Annotated in this window: 24 protein-coding genes and 2 tRNA genes; 17 read left to right on the top strand and 9 right to left on the bottom strand. The window is 65.6% G+C overall.

Features of this window, described 5'->3' with window-relative positions; all coding sequences use genetic code 11:
• Positions 1–248 precede the first annotated feature (248 nt).
• Positions 249–734, bottom strand: a complete 486-nt coding sequence (locus tag IAE41_RS06180) for an Mpo1-like protein (protein ID WP_079225412.1) — start codon at positions 732–734, stop codon at positions 249–251.
• Positions 735–1,017: 283 nt separating this feature from the next.
• Positions 1,018–1,944: a phosphoribosylaminoimidazolesuccinocarboxamide synthase gene (locus tag IAE41_RS06175; RefSeq protein WP_079223909.1), complete on the bottom strand. Its 927-nt coding sequence runs from the start codon at positions 1,942–1,944 to the stop codon at positions 1,018–1,020.
• Between the two features lie 141 nt (positions 1,945–2,085).
• On the opposite strand from IAE41_RS06175, the gene IAE41_RS06170 reads away from it, so the two are divergent.
• The 5 genes from IAE41_RS06170 (at position 2,086) to trpE (ending at position 6,539) form a co-directional block, all read left to right on the top strand.
• On the top strand, positions 2,086–2,415 hold the full coding sequence (locus IAE41_RS06170) for a DnaJ domain-containing protein (RefSeq protein WP_079223907.1): 330 nt from the start codon (positions 2,086–2,088) through the stop codon (positions 2,413–2,415).
• Between the two features lie 30 nt (positions 2,416–2,445).
• Positions 2,446–3,123, top strand: a complete 678-nt coding sequence (gene rpe / locus IAE41_RS06165) for a ribulose-phosphate 3-epimerase (RefSeq protein WP_200732474.1) — start codon at positions 2,446–2,448, stop codon at positions 3,121–3,123.
• A gap of 12 nt (positions 3,124–3,135) precedes the next feature.
• A complete protein-coding gene (locus IAE41_RS06160) occupies positions 3,136–3,618 on the top strand; it encodes a GNAT family N-acetyltransferase (protein ID WP_108759048.1) in 483 nt (160 codons plus the stop codon).
• 194 nt (positions 3,619–3,812) lie between these two features.
• Complete coding sequence (gene yegS / locus IAE41_RS06155; protein WP_200732473.1) at positions 3,813–4,748, top strand: lipid kinase YegS; 936 nt, start codon at positions 3,813–3,815, stop codon at positions 4,746–4,748.
• 315 nt (positions 4,749–5,063) lie between these two features.
• Complete coding sequence (gene trpE / locus IAE41_RS06150; protein ID WP_200732472.1) at positions 5,064–6,539, top strand: anthranilate synthase component I; 1,476 nt, start codon at positions 5,064–5,066, stop codon at positions 6,537–6,539.
• Positions 6,540–6,625: 86 nt separating this feature from the next.
• On the opposite strand, the gene IAE41_RS06145 is transcribed toward trpE, so the two are convergent.
• Positions 6,626–7,111: a hypothetical protein gene (locus tag IAE41_RS06145; RefSeq protein WP_200732471.1), complete on the bottom strand. Its 486-nt coding sequence runs from the start codon at positions 7,109–7,111 to the stop codon at positions 6,626–6,628.
• 35 nt (positions 7,112–7,146) lie between these two features.
• Complete coding sequence (locus tag IAE41_RS06140) at positions 7,147–7,653, bottom strand: hypothetical protein (protein WP_200732470.1); 507 nt, start codon at positions 7,651–7,653, stop codon at positions 7,147–7,149.
• A gap of 823 nt (positions 7,654–8,476) precedes the next feature.
• Here IAE41_RS06140 and IAE41_RS06135 point away from each other — a divergent pair.
• From IAE41_RS06135 to IAE41_RS06115, 5 genes are all read left to right on the top strand, one after another.
• Positions 8,477–9,256 (top strand): SIMPL domain-containing protein, encoded by a 780-nt coding sequence (locus IAE41_RS06135; RefSeq protein WP_200732469.1) that lies wholly within the window; start codon positions 8,477–8,479, stop codon positions 9,254–9,256.
• 2 nt (positions 9,257–9,258) lie between these two features.
• Entirely contained in the window at positions 9,259–9,846 is a 588-nt protein-coding gene (locus tag IAE41_RS06130; RefSeq protein ID WP_046983686.1) for an aminodeoxychorismate/anthranilate synthase component II, read from the top strand.
• A 16-nt stretch (positions 9,847–9,862) separates the two neighbouring features.
• Entirely contained in the window at positions 9,863–10,894 is a 1,032-nt protein-coding gene (gene trpD, locus IAE41_RS06125; RefSeq protein WP_200732468.1) for an anthranilate phosphoribosyltransferase, read from the top strand.
• Positions 10,895–10,968: 74 nt separating this feature from the next.
• Positions 10,969–11,763 (top strand): indole-3-glycerol phosphate synthase TrpC, encoded by a 795-nt coding sequence (gene trpC / locus IAE41_RS06120; RefSeq protein ID WP_200732467.1) that lies wholly within the window; start codon positions 10,969–10,971, stop codon positions 11,761–11,763.
• Positions 11,760–12,476, top strand: coding sequence for a haloacid dehalogenase-like hydrolase (locus IAE41_RS06115; protein WP_079223887.1), 717 nt, complete (start codon positions 11,760–11,762; stop codon positions 12,474–12,476). Before trpC ends, IAE41_RS06115 begins: the two co-directional genes overlap by 4 nt.
• Positions 12,477–12,563: 87 nt before the next feature.
• Here the strand turns inward: IAE41_RS06115 and IAE41_RS06110 are convergent, their stop codons facing one another.
• The gene (locus tag IAE41_RS06110) at positions 12,564–13,325 is read right to left on the bottom strand and encodes a sulfite exporter TauE/SafE family protein (protein WP_200732466.1); all 762 of its coding nucleotides are present in this window, start codon (positions 13,323–13,325) and stop codon (positions 12,564–12,566) included.
• A 117-nt stretch (positions 13,326–13,442) separates the two neighbouring features.
• Entirely contained in the window at positions 13,443–14,132 is a 690-nt protein-coding gene (gene crp, locus IAE41_RS06105; RefSeq protein WP_079225401.1) for a cAMP-activated global transcriptional regulator CRP, read from the bottom strand.
• A 149-nt stretch (positions 14,133–14,281) separates the two neighbouring features.
• Between crp and speD the strand changes: the two genes are divergently transcribed.
• Entirely contained in the window at positions 14,282–15,076 is a 795-nt protein-coding gene (gene speD / locus IAE41_RS06100; RefSeq protein ID WP_006473908.1) for an adenosylmethionine decarboxylase, read from the top strand.
• Between the two features lie 168 nt (positions 15,077–15,244).
• Positions 15,245–15,565 (top strand): quaternary ammonium compound efflux SMR transporter SugE, encoded by a 321-nt coding sequence (gene sugE, locus IAE41_RS06095; RefSeq protein WP_108747533.1) that lies wholly within the window; start codon positions 15,245–15,247, stop codon positions 15,563–15,565.
• A gap of 77 nt (positions 15,566–15,642) precedes the next feature.
• Here the strand turns inward: sugE and coq7 are convergent, their stop codons facing one another.
• Complete coding sequence (gene coq7 / locus IAE41_RS06090) at positions 15,643–16,287, bottom strand: 2-polyprenyl-3-methyl-6-methoxy-1,4-benzoquinone monooxygenase (protein WP_200732465.1); 645 nt, start codon at positions 16,285–16,287, stop codon at positions 15,643–15,645.
• Positions 16,288–16,483: 196 nt separating this feature from the next.
• On the opposite strand from coq7, the gene rplM reads away from it, so the two are divergent.
• Complete coding sequence (gene rplM / locus IAE41_RS06085; protein ID WP_079223878.1) at positions 16,484–16,912, top strand: 50S ribosomal protein L13; 429 nt, start codon at positions 16,484–16,486, stop codon at positions 16,910–16,912.
• A gap of 2 nt (positions 16,913–16,914) precedes the next feature.
• On the top strand, positions 16,915–17,307 hold the full coding sequence (gene rpsI / locus IAE41_RS06080; protein WP_079223875.1) for a 30S ribosomal protein S9: 393 nt from the start codon (positions 16,915–16,917) through the stop codon (positions 17,305–17,307).
• A 249-nt stretch (positions 17,308–17,556) separates the two neighbouring features.
• Here the strand turns inward: rpsI and IAE41_RS06075 are convergent.
• Positions 17,557–17,630 (bottom strand) — tRNA-Gln (locus tag IAE41_RS06075).
• Positions 17,631–17,688: 58 nt separating this feature from the next.
• Positions 17,689–17,765: transfer RNA gene (locus IAE41_RS06070), tRNA-Met, on the bottom strand.
• Between the two features lie 121 nt (positions 17,766–17,886).
• Here IAE41_RS06070 and IAE41_RS06065 point away from each other — a divergent pair.
• The 3 genes from IAE41_RS06065 (at position 17,887) to bfr (ending at position 19,434) form a co-directional block, all read left to right on the top strand.
• On the top strand, positions 17,887–18,507 hold the full coding sequence (locus IAE41_RS06065; RefSeq protein ID WP_200732464.1) for an RNA pyrophosphohydrolase: 621 nt from the start codon (positions 17,887–17,889) through the stop codon (positions 18,505–18,507).
• Between the two features lie 108 nt (positions 18,508–18,615).
• Entirely contained in the window at positions 18,616–18,822 is a 207-nt protein-coding gene (locus tag IAE41_RS06060; RefSeq protein WP_200732463.1) for a bacterioferritin-associated ferredoxin, read from the top strand.
• Between the two features lie 141 nt (positions 18,823–18,963).
• Positions 18,964–19,434, top strand: a complete 471-nt coding sequence (gene bfr, locus IAE41_RS06055; protein ID WP_200732462.1) for a bacterioferritin — start codon at positions 18,964–18,966, stop codon at positions 19,432–19,434.
• Positions 19,435–19,470 lie beyond the last annotated feature (36 nt).

Below are 19,470 nucleotides of genomic sequence, written 5' to 3'. Positions count from 1 at the left end.
TCTTTTTTGCGGTGCGGCATGCCCTTTTCCGTGCCTTGCAGGGTGTGGTCGCCGGCTTTGCCGGATCGGCTCCCTACGCCCGCGCATGGGGGGCTGCGCCCCGCGTGGCAACGGCTGGGGGCCACACGGGGAACCAGCAGGCAGGCCTGCGCCGCCCGTGCATCGCAGGCTGGCAGGTCGATCGTGCAGCAGGGGTGACGGGCCGCGCCCGTTCAGGAAACGATGGCCGGAGGGCGCGGCGGGAGGTGTCAGTAGCGCCAGTCGAGCTTGCGGTAGGCCTTGGCCATCACCCAGGCCGGTCCGATCAGCAGGTAGGTCAGGTCGGTCAGGAAGCTGGGTTTGCGGCCTTCGAACTTGTGGCCGATGAACTGCGCCACCCAGGCCACCACGAACACGCCCACCGCCAGCCAGAACAGGTTGTGCAGGCCGATCTCGGCCTCCAGCAGGCGGCACAGGCAGCCGAACACGAAGAACTGGATGAGCATGCCGATGCCCAGCGGGCGCGACAGCTTGTTGTAGAAGCACCAGGCGCTGAACATCGCAAAGGCGGCCCAGATGCCGTACTGGAACCAGGTGATCAGCGGCGGTACGCACCACAGCAGGGCCACCACCGACCACAGGATCGCCGGTACCGCCACCACGTGGATGCGCTGGTTGATCACATTGCGGTGGTCGTCGGAGTAGCTGGCGAAGTAGCGGTCGATCGGCCGCGCAAGCTGGGTGGTGGTCTGCATGCTGCCAGCATACTCCCGCAGCACCGCGCGATCATGGGGGGCGCAAAATGGTGGGCCGACGGGGTGGGGCCGACTTGGTAGAGTCGACTTGGTAGAGTCGACTGTCAGTCGACTGCTCTACCATCAGATCGCGAAATTCCCGCGCTGCGCGCGATAGTCGACCAACGGTCGACTCTACCGGGCCCAATTCATCGGGCGCATCTCCCGCCACGCCCGCAGTAGAGCCAGGCCATGCCTGGCTGCGCGAACGCCCCCGGCCAGACCGGCCGGGGGCGCAGGGGCATCAGTCGACGCTGATGCCGGCCAGGCGCTGCAGCGCCTCGGCGTACTTGGCGCGGGTGCGCTCGATGATTTCGGCCGGGATGGCCGGGCCCGGGGCGGTCTTGCCCCAGTCCAGCGTCTCCAGGTAATCACGCACGAACTGCTTGTCGTAGCTCGGCGGGCTGGTGCCCACTTCGTACTCGTCGGCCGGCCAGTAACGCGAGGAATCCGGCGTCAGCATCTCGTCCATGATGTACAGGCGGCCATCGGCATCGGTGCCGAACTCGAACTTGGTGTCGGCCAGGATGATGCCGCGCTCGCGGGCATAGTCCGCGGCGAACTTGTAGATGCGCAGGGTGGCATCGCGCACGCGCTCGGCCAGGTCCGCGCCCACCTGCTTGACCATCGCATCGAAATCGATGTTCTCGTCATGGTCGCCGACGGCGGCCTTGGTGGACGGGGTGAAGATCGGCTCGGGCAGCTGCTCGGCCTGGCGCAGGCCATCGGGCAGGTCGATGCCGCTGACTTTGCCGGTGCGCTGGTAGTCCTTCCAGCCGCTGCCGATCAGGTAGCCGCGGGCGATCGCTTCCACCGGCACCGGCTTCAGCTTGCGGGTGACCACCGCGCGCTTGGCGTACAGGGCCGGGTCCACGCCCTCGGGCAGCACGCTGGCCACGTCGATGCCGGTCAGGTGGTTGGGCATCAGGTGCGCGGTCTTGGCGAACCAGAAGTTGGAGACCTGGCAGAGCATCTCGCCCTTGCCCGGGATCGGGTCGGGCAGGACCACATCGAACGCCGACAGGCGATCGGTGGCCACCATCAGCAGGTAGTCGCCCGGCGGGGTCCCTGCAGGCAGCCGCTCGCGCGGGATATCGAACACATCACGCACCTTGCCGCGATGGCGCAAGGGCAGGCCGGGGAGATCGGATTGCAACAGCGTGGTTGGCACGGGCACTCCTGGGGCGTTGTCGATACGGCTGCCCAGCGGACCCGGCGGGCCCGCTGACCAGCGGGCGGCCTAGTGTAAAGCGGTCCGGGCCCGCTGTGACGTAAAATGAGCGTCCATTTCGTCGGCCGCCCCCGGAGCGCCATGCGCTGGTACGGAAAACTGCTCGGTTTCATCGCCGGTGCCCTGCTGTTCCGGCCCAATCCGCTGTTCGGGGCGGTCATCGGCCTGCTGCTCGGCCATGCCTTCGATTCGGACTGGTTCCGCCTGAACAAGGAAAACCCGTACCGCGAGCTGGGGCTGACCTCCGAGGCCACCGACGCCGAGGTCGAGCGGGCCTACCGCAAGCTCATTTCCCAGTACCACCCCGACAAGCTCGGCGGCGCGGCCCCCGAGCTGCAGCAGCAGGCCGAGCAGAAGTCGCGGCGGATCAACGCCGCCTACGACCGCATCAAGACGCTGCGCAAGCGCTGACCCCTTTCCCTCGTCCCCAAGGCCCCGGCCATGTCCAACTGCCTCATCGCCCCGTCCATCCTGTCCGCCGATTTCGCCCGCCTGGGCGAGGAAGTGGACAACGTCCTGGCCGCCGGTGCGGACTGGGTCCACTTCGACGTGATGGACAACCATTACGTGCCCAACCTGACCATCGGCCCGATGGTCTGCCAGGCCCTGCGCAAGCACGGCGTGACCGCGCCGATCGACGTGCACCTGATGGTCGAGCCGGTGGACCGCATCATCCCGGACTTCGCCGAGGCCGGCGCCACCTACATCAGCTTCCACCCGGAGGCCAGCCGCCACCCGCACCGCACCATCCAGCTGATCCGCTCGCTGGGCTGCAAGCCGGGCATCGTGCTGAACCCGGCCACCCCGGTGGACATCCTGGACTGGGTGCTGGATGACCTGGACCTGGTGCTGCTGATGTCGGTCAACCCGGGCTTCGGCGGCCAGGCCTTCATTCCCTCGGCGCTGGACAAGCTGCGCGTGGTCCGCCAGAAGATCGACGCCAGCGGCAAGGACATCCGCCTGGAGATCGACGGCGGCGTGAAGGCCGACAACATCGGTGCGATCGCCGCTGCCGGCGCCGACACCTTCGTCGCAGGTTCGGCCATCTTCAACGCCAGGACCAGCTACCAGGACGTGATCGCGCAGATGCGCGCGAATGTCACTGCGGCGCGGGGCTGAGCCATGAGTATGGTGGCCGTGTTGAACATCCGCCCGGCCACCGTGGCCGATGCCGGCCTGATCCTGCATTTCATCCGCGAGCTGGCCATCTACGAGAAGGCCGAGCATTCGGTGCAGACCGATGAGATCGGCATCGCCGAGAGCCTGTTCGGCGCCGATGCCACCGCCCGCGCGCTGATCTGCGAAGCCGGCGGCGAGGCCATCGGCTATGCAGTGTATTTCTACAATTACTCGACCTGGCTGGGCCGCAAGGGCATCTACCTGGAAGACCTGTACGTCAGCCAGGAAAAGCGCGGTGCCGGCGCCGGCAAGGCGCTGCTGAAGTACATCGCGCGCCAGGCGGTGGCCGAAGGTTGCGGCCGCTTCGAATGGTCGGTGCTGGACTGGAATACCCCGGCCATCGAGTTCTACACCGCTGCCGGTGCGAAGCCGCAGGACGAGTGGACCGTGTACCGGCTGCAGGGCCAGGCGCTGCACGATTTCGCCAACGGTTGAGGCAAAAAAAAAGGCCGCGCCAAACACTGGCGCGGCCCTGCTGCATTCGTGGGAGGCTGATCCTGCCTCCATCCGTCGTCCCTGCTATGGCCTCCCATGTTCCGGGCCGGCGATGACACCCGCATGACACGGAGGCTTCACCGGCCGCGAACGCGCGGTTGCTAGCCTGTGCCACCCCCACCGGAAGCACCTGCATGACCACCCCGCGCTGGCGCCTGATACTCAACGGAAAATCCGCTGGCAATGACGATCTGCGCAGTGCCGTCGGCCACTGGCGCGGGCAGGGCGTGCAGCTGGAAGTGCGGGTGACGTGGGAGGAGGGCGACGCCGAACGCTACGTGGCTGAAGCCATCGGCCATGGCGTGGATGTGATCGTGGCGGCCGGCGGTGACGGCACGCTCAGTGCGGTCGCCGAAACCCTCGCCCATCGCGATGAACCGGCCGACGCACTGCCATCGCTGGCCCTGGTGCCGATGGGCACGGCCAACGACTTCGCCACGTCGGCCGGCATTCCCACCGAACCTTCGGAGGCCTTCGCCCTGATCGGGCAGGTGCCGGCCCGGCCCATCGACCTGCTGCGCGTGGAGGCCGATGGCACGCCCTGGTGGTGCGCCAACCTGGCCAGCGGCGGCTTCGGGACCCAGGTCACCGTGGAAACCGATGCCGGCCTGAAGAAAATGCTCGGCGGACTGGCCTACGTCATCACCGGCATTGCCAAGCTGGGCCGCATCGAGCCGATCACTGCGCGCCTGTCCGGCCCGGATTTCAGCTGGGAGGGCGGATTCATCGCGCTGGGCATCGGCAACGGTCGCCAGGCCGGTGGCGGCCAGCAGCTGTGCCCGCAGGCGCTCATCGACGACGGCCTGCTGGACGTCACCGTGGTGCCCGAACTGGACGGCGAGGTGGCCGCGACCCTGGGCCAGATGCTGACCGGTGGCAAGGAGGCGGCACTGGAGCGGGTGGCGACCCGCGCGCAGCTGCCGTGGCTGCAGATCGACGCCCCGCAGGCGTTGACCCTGAACCTGGATGGCGAGCCGGTGCAGGCGCAACGTTTCCGCATCGACTGCGTGGCCGGGCGGGTGCGCATGCACCTGCCGGCCGACTGCGCGCTGCTGGCGGGGCAAGGGTAGAGCCGACCGGGTAGAGTCGACTGTTAGTCGACTTGCGCGCGTGGCGCGTGCATTTCCGCCACTGATGGAAGAGCAGTCGACTGACAGTCGACTCTACCGGCGCCCCAACGCCCCCAAGCCCCTCGTCCGTCCGGCCATCACCCCAACGCCTGGTTCAGTTTCACAGGGTTTCCCTCCCGGGCAAGCTGCGTTACAGTCAAGGGGTGTCCAGCCTGACGACCCCGCATACTCTTTCTTCCGCACGCCGTTGGTGGCGATGGTGGCCCGTTGCCGTCGTCCGCCCCCATAACGCTGTGTCCCGGAAGGAAAGTCGTCTTGAATTCGCTCGCTCAGTTTCAGCAGCAGGCCGCTGAAGGCCACACCCACATTCCCGTCGTCCGTGAAGTGCTGTCCGACCTGGACACGCCGCTTTCGGTCTACCTGAAGCTCGCCGACGGCCCCAATACCTACCTGTTTGAATCCGTCGAAGGCGGCGAGCGCTTTGGTCGTTACTCGATCATCGGCCTGCCGGCACGTCGCGTGTACGCCTTCCACGGCCACACCCTGACCGTGCGCGAGGATGGCCAGGTGGTGGACACCCGCGAGGTCGCCGATCCCTTCGCCGAGGTCGAGGCGCTGCGCAGCGCCCACTCGGTGCCCAAGCTGGACGGCCTGCCGGGATTCACCGGCGGCCTGGTCGGCTGGTTCGGCTTCGAATGCATCGGCTACATCGAACCGCGCCTGGCGCCGCCGGCCGGCCGCGATGAGCTGGGCACGCCGGACATCCTGCTGCTGGATTCCAACGAGCTGGCGGTGTTCGACAACCTCAAGGGCCGCCTGTACCTGATCGTGCATGCCGACCCGCGTGTCGAAGGTGCCTTCGAGCAGGCCCAGGCCCGCCTGGATGCCCTGACCGCCAAGCTGCGTGCGCCGGGTGCGGGCTATCCCGCCCCGCTCAACAGTGATGTGCTGGACGAATCCGATTTCGTTTCCGGTTTCACCCGCGAAGGCTTCGTCGATGCGGTCCAGCGCAGCAAGGAATACATCCGCGCCGGCGACATCTTCCAGGTGGTGCTCAGCCAGCGCCTGAGCGTGCCGTTCAAGGCGCGCCCGGTGGATGTGTACCGCGCGCTGCGTGCACTGAATCCGTCGCCGTACATGTACTTCCTCGACGTGGGCGACCTGCAGGTGGTCGGTTCCTCGCCGGAAATCCTGGTGCGCCTACAGGGTGGCGAAGTGACCGTGCGGCCGATTGCCGGCACCCGCCCGCGCGGCGCAACGCCCGAGCTGGACCAGGCGCTGGAAGCCGAGCTGCTGGCCGACCCGAAGGAACGTGCCGAGCACCTGATGCTGATCGACCTCGGCCGCAACGATGCCGGCCGCGTGTCCAAGGCCGGCACCGTGGAAGTGGGCGAGCAGTTCGTGATCGAACGCTACAGCCACGTCATGCACATCGTCAGCGAAGTGACCGGGCAGCTGCAGCCGGGCCTGAGCTATGCGGACGTGCTGCGCGCCACCTTCCCGGCCGGTACGGTCAGCGGCGCGCCGAAGATCCGCGCGCTGGAAGTGATCCGCGAGCTGGAGCCGATCAAGCGGAATGTCTACGCCGGCAGCATCGGCTACATCGGCTGGCACGGCGATGCCGATACCGCGATCGCGATCCGCACCGCGGTGATCAAGGATGGCCGCCTGTACGTGCAGGCCGGCGCCGGCATCGTCTACGACTCGGACCCGGACAAGGAATGGGACGAGACGATGAACAAGGGCCGCGCGCTGTTCCGCGCCGTCGCCCAGGCCGCCAAGGGGTTGTAGTTGCTGGGCGCCCTGTTGGGCGCCCGGTCGGCATGGGCATGTCCGCTGATGTGACCGGCCGTCGCCTCCCGGCACGGCCGTACGATTCACCCCTTACCTGTGAATGCCTTGCTTCCGACGATTCGAAGCGCCGTCGTTCCAATCGACTGGAACTGTTTGGATCCGTCCAAAGGTGCGGCGAGCTTTATCATGGCAGTCACATCTGCATCCTCACCTCCCCACGCATCCAGATAGGATGCATCGATGGAACCGGATACGGACACCGACTGGCCTGGTGCTACTGCGGTCACGTTGGACAGAAGGGCGCCATCGAGCATGTGCGAGGGAAGCGTCAGCTGGCGCTGCGTCCGGTTGTCATGAAGAACAATGTAAGGGCCACCGTAGCGAATGAATTCCAATGGCAGATTGATGGGCGTGTCCTTGACGTTCCTGACGCTGATATCGAAGGCGATTCTGTCGCCATCAAAGATGCAGGGAGTCTGCCCCTTGCAGCTGGCAGTGATTTCAAAGTCAGGATTGCTGTCCGTGGAGCGGCTCTCCGCGTTTATATCGCTGCTCAATCCCATGGCCATGAAAAGCGCTAGCCGACGCATGTCACAGGCACCAATCAAGGGTTCTCTTTTACATCCTTGCCAATGATGCGAAGCGTCGTTTCACCAATCAGGCGGAACGTGAAAGTTCCGTCCAGTGGTGCGGATATCCTTATCTGCGCTGTGACGTCCGCGGACGAGCCGCCCCATTCCTCAAGCCGTGAGGCATTGATGGATCCAGGCACCGAAACAGACTGTCCTGCCTCTAACAGAGTGAAATCATTCAGCAGCTTCTCGTCCCGCATGCCAGACGGCACGGACTCCGAGTAATTGCGCCTGTTGTCGTGCAGCGTGATGTACGGGCCGCCGCGTCGAATGAACTCCAGTGGGAACTTGATCGTGGTGTTGCTGACATTCTTTACCGTGACAATGAAATCAACATCGTCACGCTCAAAGATGCATCGAGAGCTTCCGGCGCATGCCGCACTTATCTCGAAGTCGGGATTCGAACTCATGGGTTGGGTCTCGGCGCTGGCGCTGCTGCTCAAGAGGATGGCGGCATGGATGATCAACTGATGGCGCATGTTACTGCCCTCCCTATCGCGAGGCTCAGCGAAGTCTGTGCTTCCAGAGCGATCGGCCAGGCGTGCCTTGATTCTGTGGTGGTGGAACCTGAAGTCGACATGATGGTGGCCGTTGGATCAGATTCTGGTTTTGCCGCCCCTCGATATCGGTGAACGGTGATCCGGTGAGAACGCTGCCGCCACTACTGAGTCTGTCGCCCACGACAATGAACAATCGCGCCATCCTGGCGCTCCTGTGCTGCTGGAGAGTGCGAAGGAGGATGAGCGGGAGGGAACGCCGCCTCAATTGCACTGGTACGCAACTGCAAGGGCGGTCACATAGGGCCAGGTAAAAGTCTGAAAAACCAGGACGGAGCCCTTTCCGCACCAAGGCAATTGCGTCATACACGAGGTGGCCCCGGTTCTGCTCCCTGATCAGGCAGATAAATCTCCCCGCCCCGGGGCGTTCGGGATCTGATACGCTTGGACCCATACACCGCAACGGCGCTTCCAGACCGCTGCTTCCGGTAATCGCCCCCAGAGTTGCCCGATGACCCGCACCCTGCTGAACAACGTAGCCAAGTGGTGGCGCTTCCAATAGGAAGCGGCAGGTCGTCGCGGTCCCGGACCGCACCTTGCCGCCGTATCGGCGGGCAAGATCCAATAGAACGCTCCCCGGCACGGCGGCTCCCCCAACAGGAGCTGGTTGCTTGCTGCACAAAGCGTACCCCCGACATACTGATGCGACGCGGCGGCCACCTGGAGTGGGCGCCTTGCCTGGCCGTGCGTATTGCCTGCAGCAACGCGTCTCCCGCCCTCCCCACCTCCCGACAAGGAGTACCGCATGAAGCTGCTGAGCGCATTGCTGTGGTCGTCGCTGCTGGCCACGATGGCCCCCTCTGCATGGGCGCAGGCCAACACCATCCCCTCGCAGCCGCATCTGCTGGTGAAGGGGCAGGGTACCCGCACGGTGATGCCCGACCGGTTCGGCCTGCAGTTGAACATCGAAGAAACCGACATGGACGCCGACGCCGCGCGCCGCCGCGTGCAGGACCACGTCGCCCGCGCGCTGGCGCTGTTCAAGCAGAACAATGCGGTGGAAGGCAGCGTGCGCGCGGACAACCTGCGCATTGGCCCGGCGACCCGCTATGAGCAGAGCCGGCAGGTATTCATCGGCACCCGCGTGTCGCGCCAGCTGCGTGCCAGCTTCGCCAGCGTGAAGGCGATGCAGGACGTGCTGGGGGCGCTGAAAGCCAACGAGAACGTGCAGGTCAGCAGCGTCGCCCCCTCCTATTCGGGCGAAGTGGCGCTGCGACGCGAACTCAAGGGTGAGGCGGCGGCACAGACGCGCCAGTCCGCGCAGGGCCTGGCCAAGGCCTACGGCACCCAGCTGCGCGGGCTGTACAGCATTTCCGATGTGGCGCCGAACTTCGCCTACGGCATCCAGGCGGGTCGATGGCCGGCGTCGGACGAAGGGGATGAGGTCGATGTTCCCGAGCCGCGCGCGAACGACATCACCGTAACCGGCAGTGCCGCGCCCAGGGCGCGGGAATCCCTCGAGGCCGGCCCCATCACCTACACCGAAAACGTGTACGCCATCTTCCTGATAAGCGACGGAACCTGACCATGTTGTGGATGATCGACAACTACGACAGCTTCACCTACAACCTCGTGCAGTACCTGCAGACGCTGGGCGCCGAGGTGAAGGTGGTGCGCAACGATGCGATGAGCGTGGACGAGATCGCCGCGCAGAAACCCGAGCGCATCGTCATCTCGCCCGGCCCGTGCACGCCCAACGAAGCGGGCGTGTCGCTGGCACTGATCGAGCGCCTGGGCCCGACCACGCCCATCCTTGGCGTGTGCCTGGGCCACCAGGGCATCGGCCAGGTCTACGGCGGCACGGTCATCCGCGCCGGCAACATCATGCATGGCAAGACCTCGCCCATCCGCCATGAAGGCAAGGGCGTGTTCGCCGGCCTGCCGGACCGTTACCAGGCCACCCGCTACCACTCGCTGGTGGTGGACAAGCACAGCCTGCCCGACGCGCTGGAAGTGACCGCCTGGACCGAGAACGAGGACGGCTCGATCGAAGAGATCATGGGCCTGCGCCATCGCCAGTTCCCGGTGGAAGGCGTGCAGTTCCACCCCGAATCCATCCTCACCGAACACGGCCACGCCCTGCTGCGCAATTTCCTGCAGCGCCCGGCGGCCTGATCCAAGGAGCATTCCCATGAGCTTCTCCCCCCAGGAAGCCCTGCAACGCACCATCGAACACCGCGAAATCTTCTTCGACGAAATGGTCGATCTGATGCGGCAGATCATGCGCGGCGACGTCTCGCCGATGATGACCGCCGCCATCCTCACCGGCCTGCGGGTGAAGAAGGAAACCATCGACGAGATCGCTGCGGCGGCCACGGTCATGCGCGAGTTCGCGCTGGCGGTGCCGGTGGCCGACAACACCCACCTGGTCGACATCGTCGGCACCGGTGGCGATGGCTCGCACACCTTCAACATCTCCACCTGCGCGATGTTCGTCGCCGCCGCCGCCGGTGCGCGCGTGGCCAAGCACGGCAACCGCAGCGTGTCGTCCAAGTCCGGCAGCGCCGATGCGGTGGAAGCGCTGGGTGCGGCCATCGAACTGCAGCCGGCCCAGGTGGCGGCGGCCATCGAAAAGACGGGCATCGGCTTCATGTTCGCGCCGATCCATCACCCGTCGATGAAGGTCGTCGCGCCCGTGCGCCGCGAGATGGGCGTGCGCACCATCTTCAACATCCTCGGCCCGCTGACCAACCCGGCCAGCGCACCGTCGGTGCTGATGGGCGTGTTCCACCCCGATCTGGTGGGCATCCAGGCGCGCGTGCTGCGCGAGCTGGGCACCGAGCGCGCCATGGTGGTCTGGGGCCGCGACAACATGGACGAGATCTCGCTGGGTGCCGGCACCCTGGTGGGCGAGCTGCGCGACGGCAAGGTGCGCGAGTACGAGATCCACCCGGAAGACTTCGGCATCGCCATGTCGGCCAGCCGCAACCTGCGCGTGGACAGCCCGGAGCAGTCCATCCAGATGCTGCGCACGGTGCTGGACAACACCCCGGGGCCGGCGCTGGACATCGTGGCCCTCAATGCCGGCGCCGCCCTGTACGTGGCCGGCGTGGCCAGCGACATCGGCGACGGCCTGGCCCGCGCCCGTGCCGCCATCGCCAACGGCAGCGCCCGCCAGCGCCTGCAGCAGTACGTTGATACCACCCGCGCGCTGGTTGCCTGAGCGCGCGGTTCAGCCTGACCCACCCGATGGCCGATAATGGCCGTCCTCACCGCCCCCGCATTGAACCGACGACGATGAGCGACATCCTGCAGACGATCCTGGCCCGCAAGGCCGAAGAAGTGGCCCAGCGCCGCGCCCAGCGCCCGCTCGAGGCGTTGCAGGCCGCCCTGGCCAGCGCCCCGTCGGTCCGTGGCTTCGTGCGCGCCCTGCAGGCGGCGGTGGCCAACGGCGACCCGGCGGTCATCGCCGAGGTGAAGAAGGCCAGCCCCTCCAAGGGCGTGATCCGCCCGGACTTCCGCCCGGCCGACATCGCCGTCAGCTACGAATTCGGCGGTGCCAGCTGCCTGTCGGTGCTGACCGACGTGGACTTCTTCCAGGGCGCCGACGCCTACCTGCAGCAGGCCCGCGAGGCCTGCACGCTGCCGGTGCTGCGCAAGGACTTCGTGATCGACGCCTACCAGGTGTACGAGGCGCGCGTGCTGGGCGCCGACTGCATCCTGCTGATCGTCGCCGCGCTGGACGATACCCAGCTGGCCACCCTGTCCGAACTGGCGCTGTCGCTGGGCATGGACGTGCTGGTGGAAGTGCACGACATCGACGAGCTGGAGCGCGCGCTGCAGGTGCCGGCGCCGATGATCGGCATCAACAACCGCAACCTGCGCACCTTCGAAGTCTCGCTGCAGACCACCCTGGACATGCAGAAAGCGGTGCCGCGTGACCGCCTGCTGGTGACCGAAAGCGGCATCCTCGGCCCGCAGGACGTGGCCCTGATGCGCGACGCCGGCATTCACGCTTTCCTGGTCGGCGAGGCCTTCATGCGCGTGGAAGAGCCGGGCGAGGGCCTGCGTCAGCTATTCTTCGCGGCATGACAACGCACTATCCAACGCCGCGCGAGGATGCGCCGCTGGTGGTCTTCGATTTCGACCACACCCTCTACGACGGCGATTCGGGCACCCACCTGTTCGCCTCGCTGATCAAGCGCAACCCGCTGCGCATGCTCGCCGCGCTGCTGGTCACGCCGATCGCCGGGCCGATGGTGGCGATGCTGCCGACCCGCCGTGCCGGCATTTCGGTCTATGTGTGGATCGGCAGCTTCGGCCTGCACCGCGCGCGTGACTTCAACAAGGTCATCGACGCCTACGTGCTGCGCAACGAGGCGCAGATGCGCGCCAAGCTGCTGCCGCAGGCGCTGGAGGTGTTCGCCGCGCACCGGGCCAAGGGCGACCGCGTGGTGGTTGCCACCGGCGCGCCGCCGGAGCTGGCCCGCGCCATCCTGGCCTTCGTGGCCCACCAGGACGTGCCGGTGATCGGCACCGAGGTCGGCCCGCGGCTGGGCGGTGTTGGCCCGACCCGGCACTGCCACAACGAAGAGAAGATGCGCATGCTGCGCGAGCGCGGCTATGGGCAGATCGACATTGCCTATTCCGACAGCACCGCCGACCTGCCGCTGCTGCTGGCGGCCAAGGCCCCGGTGGTGGTGAACCCGAAGCCGGGCAAGGTGGACTTCTTCCGCCGCGTGCTGCCGGCCGGTACCCGCATCCTCAACTGGGGCTGCGTGGACCGCGGCGGCGAGAAGGCCTGAGCCCATCGCACGGTGATGGATTCGCCGGGCGTGGCCCGGCGCTACCAATGCGGCCAGGGGTAGCGCCGGGCCATGCCCGGCGATCAATCAGCGCCCCAGATACCCGAACAGCGCGTGGCCGATCTGGAACAGGCTGATGGCCAGCACCAGCACGCCCACGGCGATCAGCACCCAGCGTTCCTTCAGCCGCTTCACCAGCAGCGCCGCCACCGGGGCGGCCATCATGCCGCCGATCAGCAGGCCGGCCACGATCTGCAGGTGATGCAGCCCCATCGACATCAGGAAAGTGGCTGAAACCGTCAGGGTCACCACGAACTCGGACGCATTCACCGTGCCGATGGTGGTGCGTGCCTGGCCGCCGCGGGCGAGCAGGGTGGAGGTGGCCACCGGGCCCCAGCCACCGCCGCCGCTGGCATCGAGGAAGCCGGCCGCGAAGCCCAGCACGGGCACGCGCTTGACCTCGCCCTTGGGCATCAGCCGGCCAGCGGCCCGGGCCAGGATGATGATGGCCAGCACCAGCAGGTAGAGATAGATCAGCGGGCGGATCACGTCGCCGGGCAGCTGGGTCAGGCCGTAGGCGCCCACCGCGCCGCCTATCGCGCCGGGAATGGCGAGGCGGAAGAACAGGCGTTTATCGACATTGCCGGCGACGAGGTGCGACACACCGGAGGCGCCGGTGGTGAACACTTCGGCGGTGTGGATGGCCGCACTGGCCTGTGCCGGCGGGATGCCCATGGCCAGCATCACCGACGAGGACACCAGGCCGAAGGCCATGCCCAATGCGCCATCGACCAGCTGTGCGCCCAGGCCGATGAGGATGAACCACCAGAATTCGCTGCTCAGTTCCATGCACCGAGCCTAGCCCAGCAGGTTGCGCAGGAGCCGTGTAGAGCCGAGCCCATGCTCGGCTGCCGTTGGCACACAGCAGCCGAGCATGGGCTCGGCTCTACACGGTTGTCCCAGCAATCAACGGGTGCCGTACAGCACCACGGTCTTGCCGCGGGCATGCAGCAGGCCGTCGGTCTGCAGCTTCTTCAGCACGCGGCCGGCCATTTCGCGCGAGCAGCCGACCAGGCGCGCCAGTTCCTGGCGCGAGACGCGCAGCTGGCTGCCCTGCGGGTGGCTCATCGATTCCGGCTCCTGGGCCAGATCGTGCAGGGTGCGCACGATGCGGTCGGTCACGTCCAGGAACGCCAGGCGGCTGGCCTTGCGGCTGGTATCGAGCAGGCGCTTGGAGATCTGCTGGCCCAGCGCGTACAGCAGGCGCGGGGCATCGGCCGAGAGCGGACCCAGGAACAGCTGATGCAGGCGCTCGTAGCTGATCTCGGCCAGTTCACAGGCGGTGCGCGTGCGCAGGATCACCTCGCGGCGGTCCGACTCCACGAACAGGCCCATCTCACCGACGAACTCGCCTGCGCCGAAATAGCCCAGCACCAGCTCGCGGTCGTCATCTTCCTCGGCCATGATCGAAACCGAGCCGCTGATGACGTAATACAGGGTCCCCGCCGGGTCTCCAGGGCGGAAGACGTCGGTCCGGGTGGGGTATCGCCGCCGATGGCTGTGAGCCAGGAAACGGTCGATTGTGGCGATGTCCAAGGCCAATGGGCTGCTAGCTAGGCGCACGGTTGACACGATAGGGGCGCTCCCTCTGCGCATGAACGGATTCACAGGTTCGATGGCGGAGCTTAACCAGCGCACCTGTTAAGGGCAAATAGTGTGCCAGAGTCGTGAGCTCTTCACGTTCCCCCCGGGGGCACTTTGCCCCATAATTCACCCTTTCCCTTCTTACACAGGAATCGACCGCCGTGGTCAAGCCGTTGCCTCGCCTGAGGTTGCAGGGTTTCAACAACCTCACCAAGGCGCTGAGCTTCAACATCTATGACGTGTGTTACGCGCGCACCGAAGAGGAGCGTCAGCGTTACATTGAATACATCGATGAAGAGTACAACGCCGACAGGCTGACTCAAATCTTGACCGATGTCGCCGAGATCATCGGCGCGAACATCCTGAACGTGGCCCGCCAGGACTACGATCCGCAGGGTGCCTCGGTGACGATCCTGATCTCCGAAGAGCCGGTGATCGACAAGAAGCAGGCCGGCAAGGAGCTGATCTCCGATGCCGTGGTCGCGCACATGGACAAGAGCCACATCACTGTCCACACCTACCCGGAGACCCATCCGCAGGAAGGTATCGCGACGTTCCGTGCCGACATCGACGTGGCCACCTGTGGCGTCATTTCGCCGCTGAAGGCCCTGAACTACCTGATCGAGAGCCTGGAATCGGACATCGTGATCATGGACTACCGTGTCCGTGGCTTCACCCGCGATGTGAAGGGCAAGAAGCACTACATCGATCACAAGATCAACTCGATCCAGAACTTCCTGGCCAAGAACATCAAGTCGCGTTACGAGATGTTCGACGTCAACGTCTACCAGGAAAACATCTTCCACACGAAGATGCACCTGAAGGACTTCGACCTGGACCAGTACCTGTTCGAGGAAAAGGCCAAGAACCTGTCGTTCAAGGAACGCATGAAGATCGAAGCGCTGCTCAAGCGCGAGATCGAAGAGCTGTTCCACGGCCGCAACCTGTCCGAGTAAGACCCGTGCGCGATGCCCTCCGGCATCGCCACCCAGGCGGGACGACCCGCCCCGTGGAACGCGCTTTTCGCGCAGTTTGCAGTTCCACGGTGATGTACCGACCCACGGCCCGGTGTGAAAACACCGGGCCGTTTTGTTTTTCTTCAACAAGGTGAGGAGCCCCCACCCATGCCCTGGATCTACCTGCTGCTGGCCGGCCTGTTCGAAATCGGCTTCGCGCTCGGGATGAAGTACTCCGAAGGCTTCAGCAAGCCGCTGCCCACCGCTGCCACCGTGGTGTCGGCTCTGATCAGCCTGTACCTGATGAGCCAGGCAATGAAGTCGATTCCGGTCGGCACGGCCTACGCCATCTGGACCGGCATCGGCGCCATGGGCGTGGCGGTGCTGGGCATTTTCCTGTTCAACGACAGCGCGTCGCCGGCGCGCCTGGCCTGCGTGGGCCTGATCGTGGCAGGCGTGATCGGCCTGAAGCTGGTGTCGCCCAATTAAGGCGACCCGACGGCCCGACCAACGGTCGGGCCCCACAGCACCTTTGGTAGGCCCTCACCGTTGGTGGGGGCGGCCGTTCAAATGCGGTAGGCGATGTGCTTCATCACCTTCGACGCCAGGGCCATCGCGCCCGGGATCGGGAACGGCAGGCGGCGGGCGCCGGCCTGCTCGGCGTGCTCGGCATGGCGGGCCTCGTCTTCCTTCATCACCCGGATGACCGCGCGGCTGCGCAGGTCGCCGGCCGGCAGGTCGACCAGGTGCTCGTCCAGGTGGGCTTCCACCTGGCGCTCGGTCTCGACCACGAAGCCGAGGTTCCAGCCATCGCCGCGCAGCCCGGCCAGGGTGCCGATGGTGTAGCTGCCGGCGTACCACAGCGGGTTGAACAGGCTGGGGCGGCTGTCCAGCTCGGCCAGCCGGGTGGCGCACCAGGCCAGGTGGTCGGTTTCTTCCTGCGCCGCTTCCAGCAGGTGCTCGCGGGTGGAGGGGTCAAGGGCGACCGCGGCCTGGCCGAAATACAGGCCCTGCGCGCAGACCTCGCCGACGTGGTTGATCCGCATCAGGCCAGCGGCATGGCGGCGCTGCGCCGTGTCCATGCCCGGCTCGCCGGTTTCGGCCGCCGGGTAGGGGCGCGATGCCGGCGGGTTGCCGAACACGGTGTCCAGGGCGCGCTGCGCCTCGGTCAGCAGATGGTCCAGCGGGGTGGTCTGGCGGAGCACGGTCATGGCGGCATGGGTGGGGCGGGGGATCCCCGATTCTCGCCCGGCCCCGGTCCCCTGCCAACCCGGTACAGGGGGCGGCTTGCGCCGGGGCGCCGGGGTGAGTACAATCCCGCCTCTTACGCTTCACCTTTTCACAACGCGTGGCAGAGTTCCGGCGAGCCTTTCGCCGCAATGAGCCCGACCTAACCTAGAGTTCTTCATGAGCACTTTCACTGCCAAGAACGAGACCGTCCAGCGCGACTGGTACCTCGTCGACGCCGAGGGCAAGACCCTGGGCCGTCTCTGCACCGAGCTGGCCCGCCGTCTGCGTGGCAAGCACAAGCCGGTCTACACCCCCCACGTTGATACCGGCGACTACCTGGTCGTCATCAATGCAGAAAAGATTGCCGTCACCGGCAAGAAGCTGCAGGACAAGATGTATCACCGTTTCACCGGTTACATCGGCAACCTGAAGACCGAATCCCTGGCCCAGGCGCTGGAGCGTCACCCGGAGCGCGTCATCGAGACTGCCGTCAAGGGCATGCTGCCGAAGGGCCCGCTGGGTCGCCAGATGTACCGCAAGCTCAAGGTCTACGCCGGCACTGAGCATCCGCACGCCGCACAGCAGCCGCAGGTTCTGGATATCTAATCATGGCTATCACTCAAAACTACGGCACTGGCCGCCGCAAGTCCTCCACCGCTCGCGTGTTCCTGCGCAAGGGTACGGGCAACATCACCGTCAATGGCCGTCCGCTGGACGAGTTCTTCGGTCGTGAGACCGCGCGCATGATCGTGCGCCAGCCGCTCGAGCTGACCAAGAACACCGAAAGCTTCGACATTCTGGTCACCGCCGCTGGCGGCGGCACCACCGGCCAGGCCGGTGCGATCCGTCTGGGCATCGCCCGTGCTCTGGTCGAGTACGACGAAACCCTGAAGTCCGAGCTGCGCAAGGCTGGCTTCGTGACCCGTGACGCCCGTGAAGTCGAGCGTAAGAAGGTCGGTCTGCACAAGGCCCGCCGCGCCACCCAGTTCTCCAAGCGCTGATTTACCGCGCCTGGTTGGGCTCCTTCGGGAGCCCGCTGGTTGGAAAAGCAAAAGCCCGGCTTCGGCCGGGCTTTTGTCGTTTCGGGGGAGTGCATTCCCTGGTTGCCGGCCAGCGGCCGGCACTACCCGTCTTTTTGCATGTCCGACCCTGGACTCCTCTCCAGAGAGGCGCGGGGATCAGGTGGAATGCGTGACCAAATTAAAAAGAAAAAGGCCTGATCTTTCGATCAGGCCTTTTTCTTTTTAATTTGGCTGCCCCTGATGGATTCGAACCACCGATGCCTGAGTCAGAGTCAGGTGCCTTACCGCTTGGCTAAGGGGCAATGTAACGAAAAACTATTTTGTCACTTTTCACGCTGAAAAACAACTTGATTTTCAGTGTGGTGGCTATGGGTGGACTCGAACCACCGACCCCAGCATTATGAGTGCTGTGCTCTAACCGGCTGAGCTACATAGCCTCGGTGAGCCAGCTATTCTGCTCATGTGTATCGGGCCTGTCAACACTTTTGTGCCGAGCTTGTGGGCCGACAGACGGCATGGGATAGTCCCGACCAGTAGATTTTCTTAGGAGTCCGCATCGTGATCGATCCGGACGGCTATCGACCGAACGTCGGCATCGTGCTGATGCGGCAGGACGGGCAGGTGTTCTGGGCACGACGCGTGCGCCGGGATGGCTGGCAGTTCCCGCAGGGTGGCATGAACACCGACGAGACCCCGGTCGAGGCCATGTATCGTGAACTGCAGGAAGAGACCGGCCTGCTGCCCGAGCACGTAGAAGTGCTGGGGGCGACACCGGGCTGGCTGCGCTACAAGCTGCCGGCCCGGGCCATCCGCCGTAACGAGCGGCAGGTCTGCATCGGCCAGAAGCAGGTCTGGTTCCTGCTGCGCCTCACCGGCGATGAATCGCATGTGCGGCTGGACCATACCGACTCGCCCGAGTTCGACAACTGGCGCTGGGTCGATTTCTGGTACCCGGTCGAGCACGTGGTGATGTTCAAGCGGGGGGTCTATGCGCGTGCCTTGCGCCACTTGGCGCCGTTGGCGCGCGGGGTGGCCGGGCAGGGGGTGACCGCCATGCCCAAGACCGCGGCCGAGGCCTGGATGCCGGGCAATACCGCAGGCCACGACCGCCCCCGCAAGCGCCCGCGCAGCAAGGGTTACTGGCCACGCAAGGCGCAGGGCGACGCGCCCGCCAGCTGAGTGGATGAACGGTAGCGAGAATGGTTCAGGTCTCTGATTGACAACCATTCTCGTTTCCATTGGAATGGGCACCAGGCCGCTTCTGGCCTGTCAGCCCGGTTCCCGCCTGTGTACGTCTGCATCTGCAACGGAGTCACCGACCACCAGATCCGCGAGGCCGCCAGCCATGGCGTCACCACGGTGGGCGAGCTGACCATGCGTACCGGTTGTGGCGCGACCTGCGGTTCCTGCCTGGACATGGCCGGTGACCTGCTGGCCAAGGCCATGGCCACCCACGACCTGCCGCTGCCCGTGCTGGGCCTGCAGGCTGCCTGAGCCGTACCCCGCGGCGCCATGACGCCGCGTCCCTGACGTTCCGCCGCTGGCCGCACAGGCCAATGCGCACGATTCGCGTTCCTTCACGCGCGCCTTCAAAGCGATACAGTGCCTGCGTTTTCAGCGTGCAGGAGCATTCCCATGAAGGGCGACACCAAGGTCATCGAATTCCTCAACAAGGTCCTCTTCAACGAGCTGACCGCGATCAACCAGTACTTCCTGCACGCCAAGATGTTCAAGAACTGGGGCATCAAGGAACTGGCGGAGTACGAGTACAAGGAATCGATCCACGCGATGAAGCGCGCCGACGCGCTGTCCGACCGAATCCTGTTCCTTGAAGGCCTGCCGAACTTCCAGGCGCTGGGCAAGCTGCGCATCGGCGAGAACCCGCCGGAAATGCTGCAGTGTGACCTGTCGCTGGAACAGGACGGCGTGGTGGTGCTGCGCAACGCCGTGGCTTACGCCGATTCGGTGGGTGACTACGTGAGCCGTTCGTTGTTCACCAGCATCCTCGATGCCGAGGAAGAGCACATCGACTGGCTGGAAACCCAGCTGGACCTGGTCGAGCGCATCGGCGAGCCGAAGTACCTGCTGAGCAAGCTGGAAGACTGATTCAACATGTGGAGTCGAGCATGGCTCGACTCTACA

Origin of the sequence: Stenotrophomonas sp. S39 (genome assembly GCF_016624665.1) — a bacterium.
Lineage (GTDB): Bacteria > Pseudomonadota > Gammaproteobacteria > Xanthomonadales > Xanthomonadaceae > Stenotrophomonas.
This window is presented reverse-complemented; position numbering and strand designations above follow the sequence as displayed.

What these genes read in the sequence shown, in the direction of transcription:
- rpe (WP_200732474.1), top strand. Translation starts at nt 2,446, where the DNA reads ATGTCCAACTGCCTCATCGCCCCGTCCATCCTGTCCGCCGATTTCGCC.
- rplM (WP_079223878.1), top strand. Translation starts at nt 16,484, where the DNA reads ATGAGCACTTTCACTGCCAAGAACGAGACCGTCCAGCGCGACTGGTAC.
- coq7 (WP_200732465.1), bottom strand. Translation starts at nt 16,287, where the DNA reads ATGACCGTGCTCCGCCAGACCACCCCGCTGGACCATCTGCTGACCGAG.
- IAE41_RS06180 (WP_079225412.1), bottom strand. Translation starts at nt 734, where the DNA reads ATGCAGACCACCACCCAGCTTGCGCGGCCGATCGACCGCTACTTCGCC.
- IAE41_RS06135 (WP_200732469.1), top strand. Translation starts at nt 8,477, where the DNA reads ATGAAGCTGCTGAGCGCATTGCTGTGGTCGTCGCTGCTGGCCACGATG.
- trpC (WP_200732467.1), top strand. Translation starts at nt 10,969, where the DNA reads ATGAGCGACATCCTGCAGACGATCCTGGCCCGCAAGGCCGAAGAAGTG.
- IAE41_RS06130 (WP_046983686.1), top strand. Translation starts at nt 9,259, where the DNA reads ATGTTGTGGATGATCGACAACTACGACAGCTTCACCTACAACCTCGTG.
- IAE41_RS06140 (WP_200732470.1), bottom strand. Translation starts at nt 7,653, where the DNA reads ATGCGCCATCAGTTGATCATCCATGCCGCCATCCTCTTGAGCAGCAGC.
- bfr (WP_200732462.1), top strand. Translation starts at nt 18,964, where the DNA reads ATGAAGGGCGACACCAAGGTCATCGAATTCCTCAACAAGGTCCTCTTC.
- IAE41_RS06115 (WP_079223887.1), top strand. Translation starts at nt 11,760, where the DNA reads ATGACAACGCACTATCCAACGCCGCGCGAGGATGCGCCGCTGGTGGTC.
- trpD (WP_200732468.1), top strand. Translation starts at nt 9,863, where the DNA reads ATGAGCTTCTCCCCCCAGGAAGCCCTGCAACGCACCATCGAACACCGC.
- IAE41_RS06145 (WP_200732471.1), bottom strand. Translation starts at nt 7,111, where the DNA reads ATGGCCATGGGATTGAGCAGCGATATAAACGCGGAGAGCCGCTCCACG.
- rpsI (WP_079223875.1), top strand. Translation starts at nt 16,915, where the DNA reads ATGGCTATCACTCAAAACTACGGCACTGGCCGCCGCAAGTCCTCCACC.
- sugE (WP_108747533.1), top strand. Translation starts at nt 15,245, where the DNA reads ATGCCCTGGATCTACCTGCTGCTGGCCGGCCTGTTCGAAATCGGCTTC.
- crp (WP_079225401.1), bottom strand. Translation starts at nt 14,132, where the DNA reads ATGCGCAGAGGGAGCGCCCCTATCGTGTCAACCGTGCGCCTAGCTAGC.
- yegS (WP_200732473.1), top strand. Translation starts at nt 3,813, where the DNA reads ATGACCACCCCGCGCTGGCGCCTGATACTCAACGGAAAATCCGCTGGC.
- IAE41_RS06110 (WP_200732466.1), bottom strand. Translation starts at nt 13,325, where the DNA reads ATGGAACTGAGCAGCGAATTCTGGTGGTTCATCCTCATCGGCCTGGGC.
- IAE41_RS06170 (WP_079223907.1), top strand. Translation starts at nt 2,086, where the DNA reads ATGCGCTGGTACGGAAAACTGCTCGGTTTCATCGCCGGTGCCCTGCTG.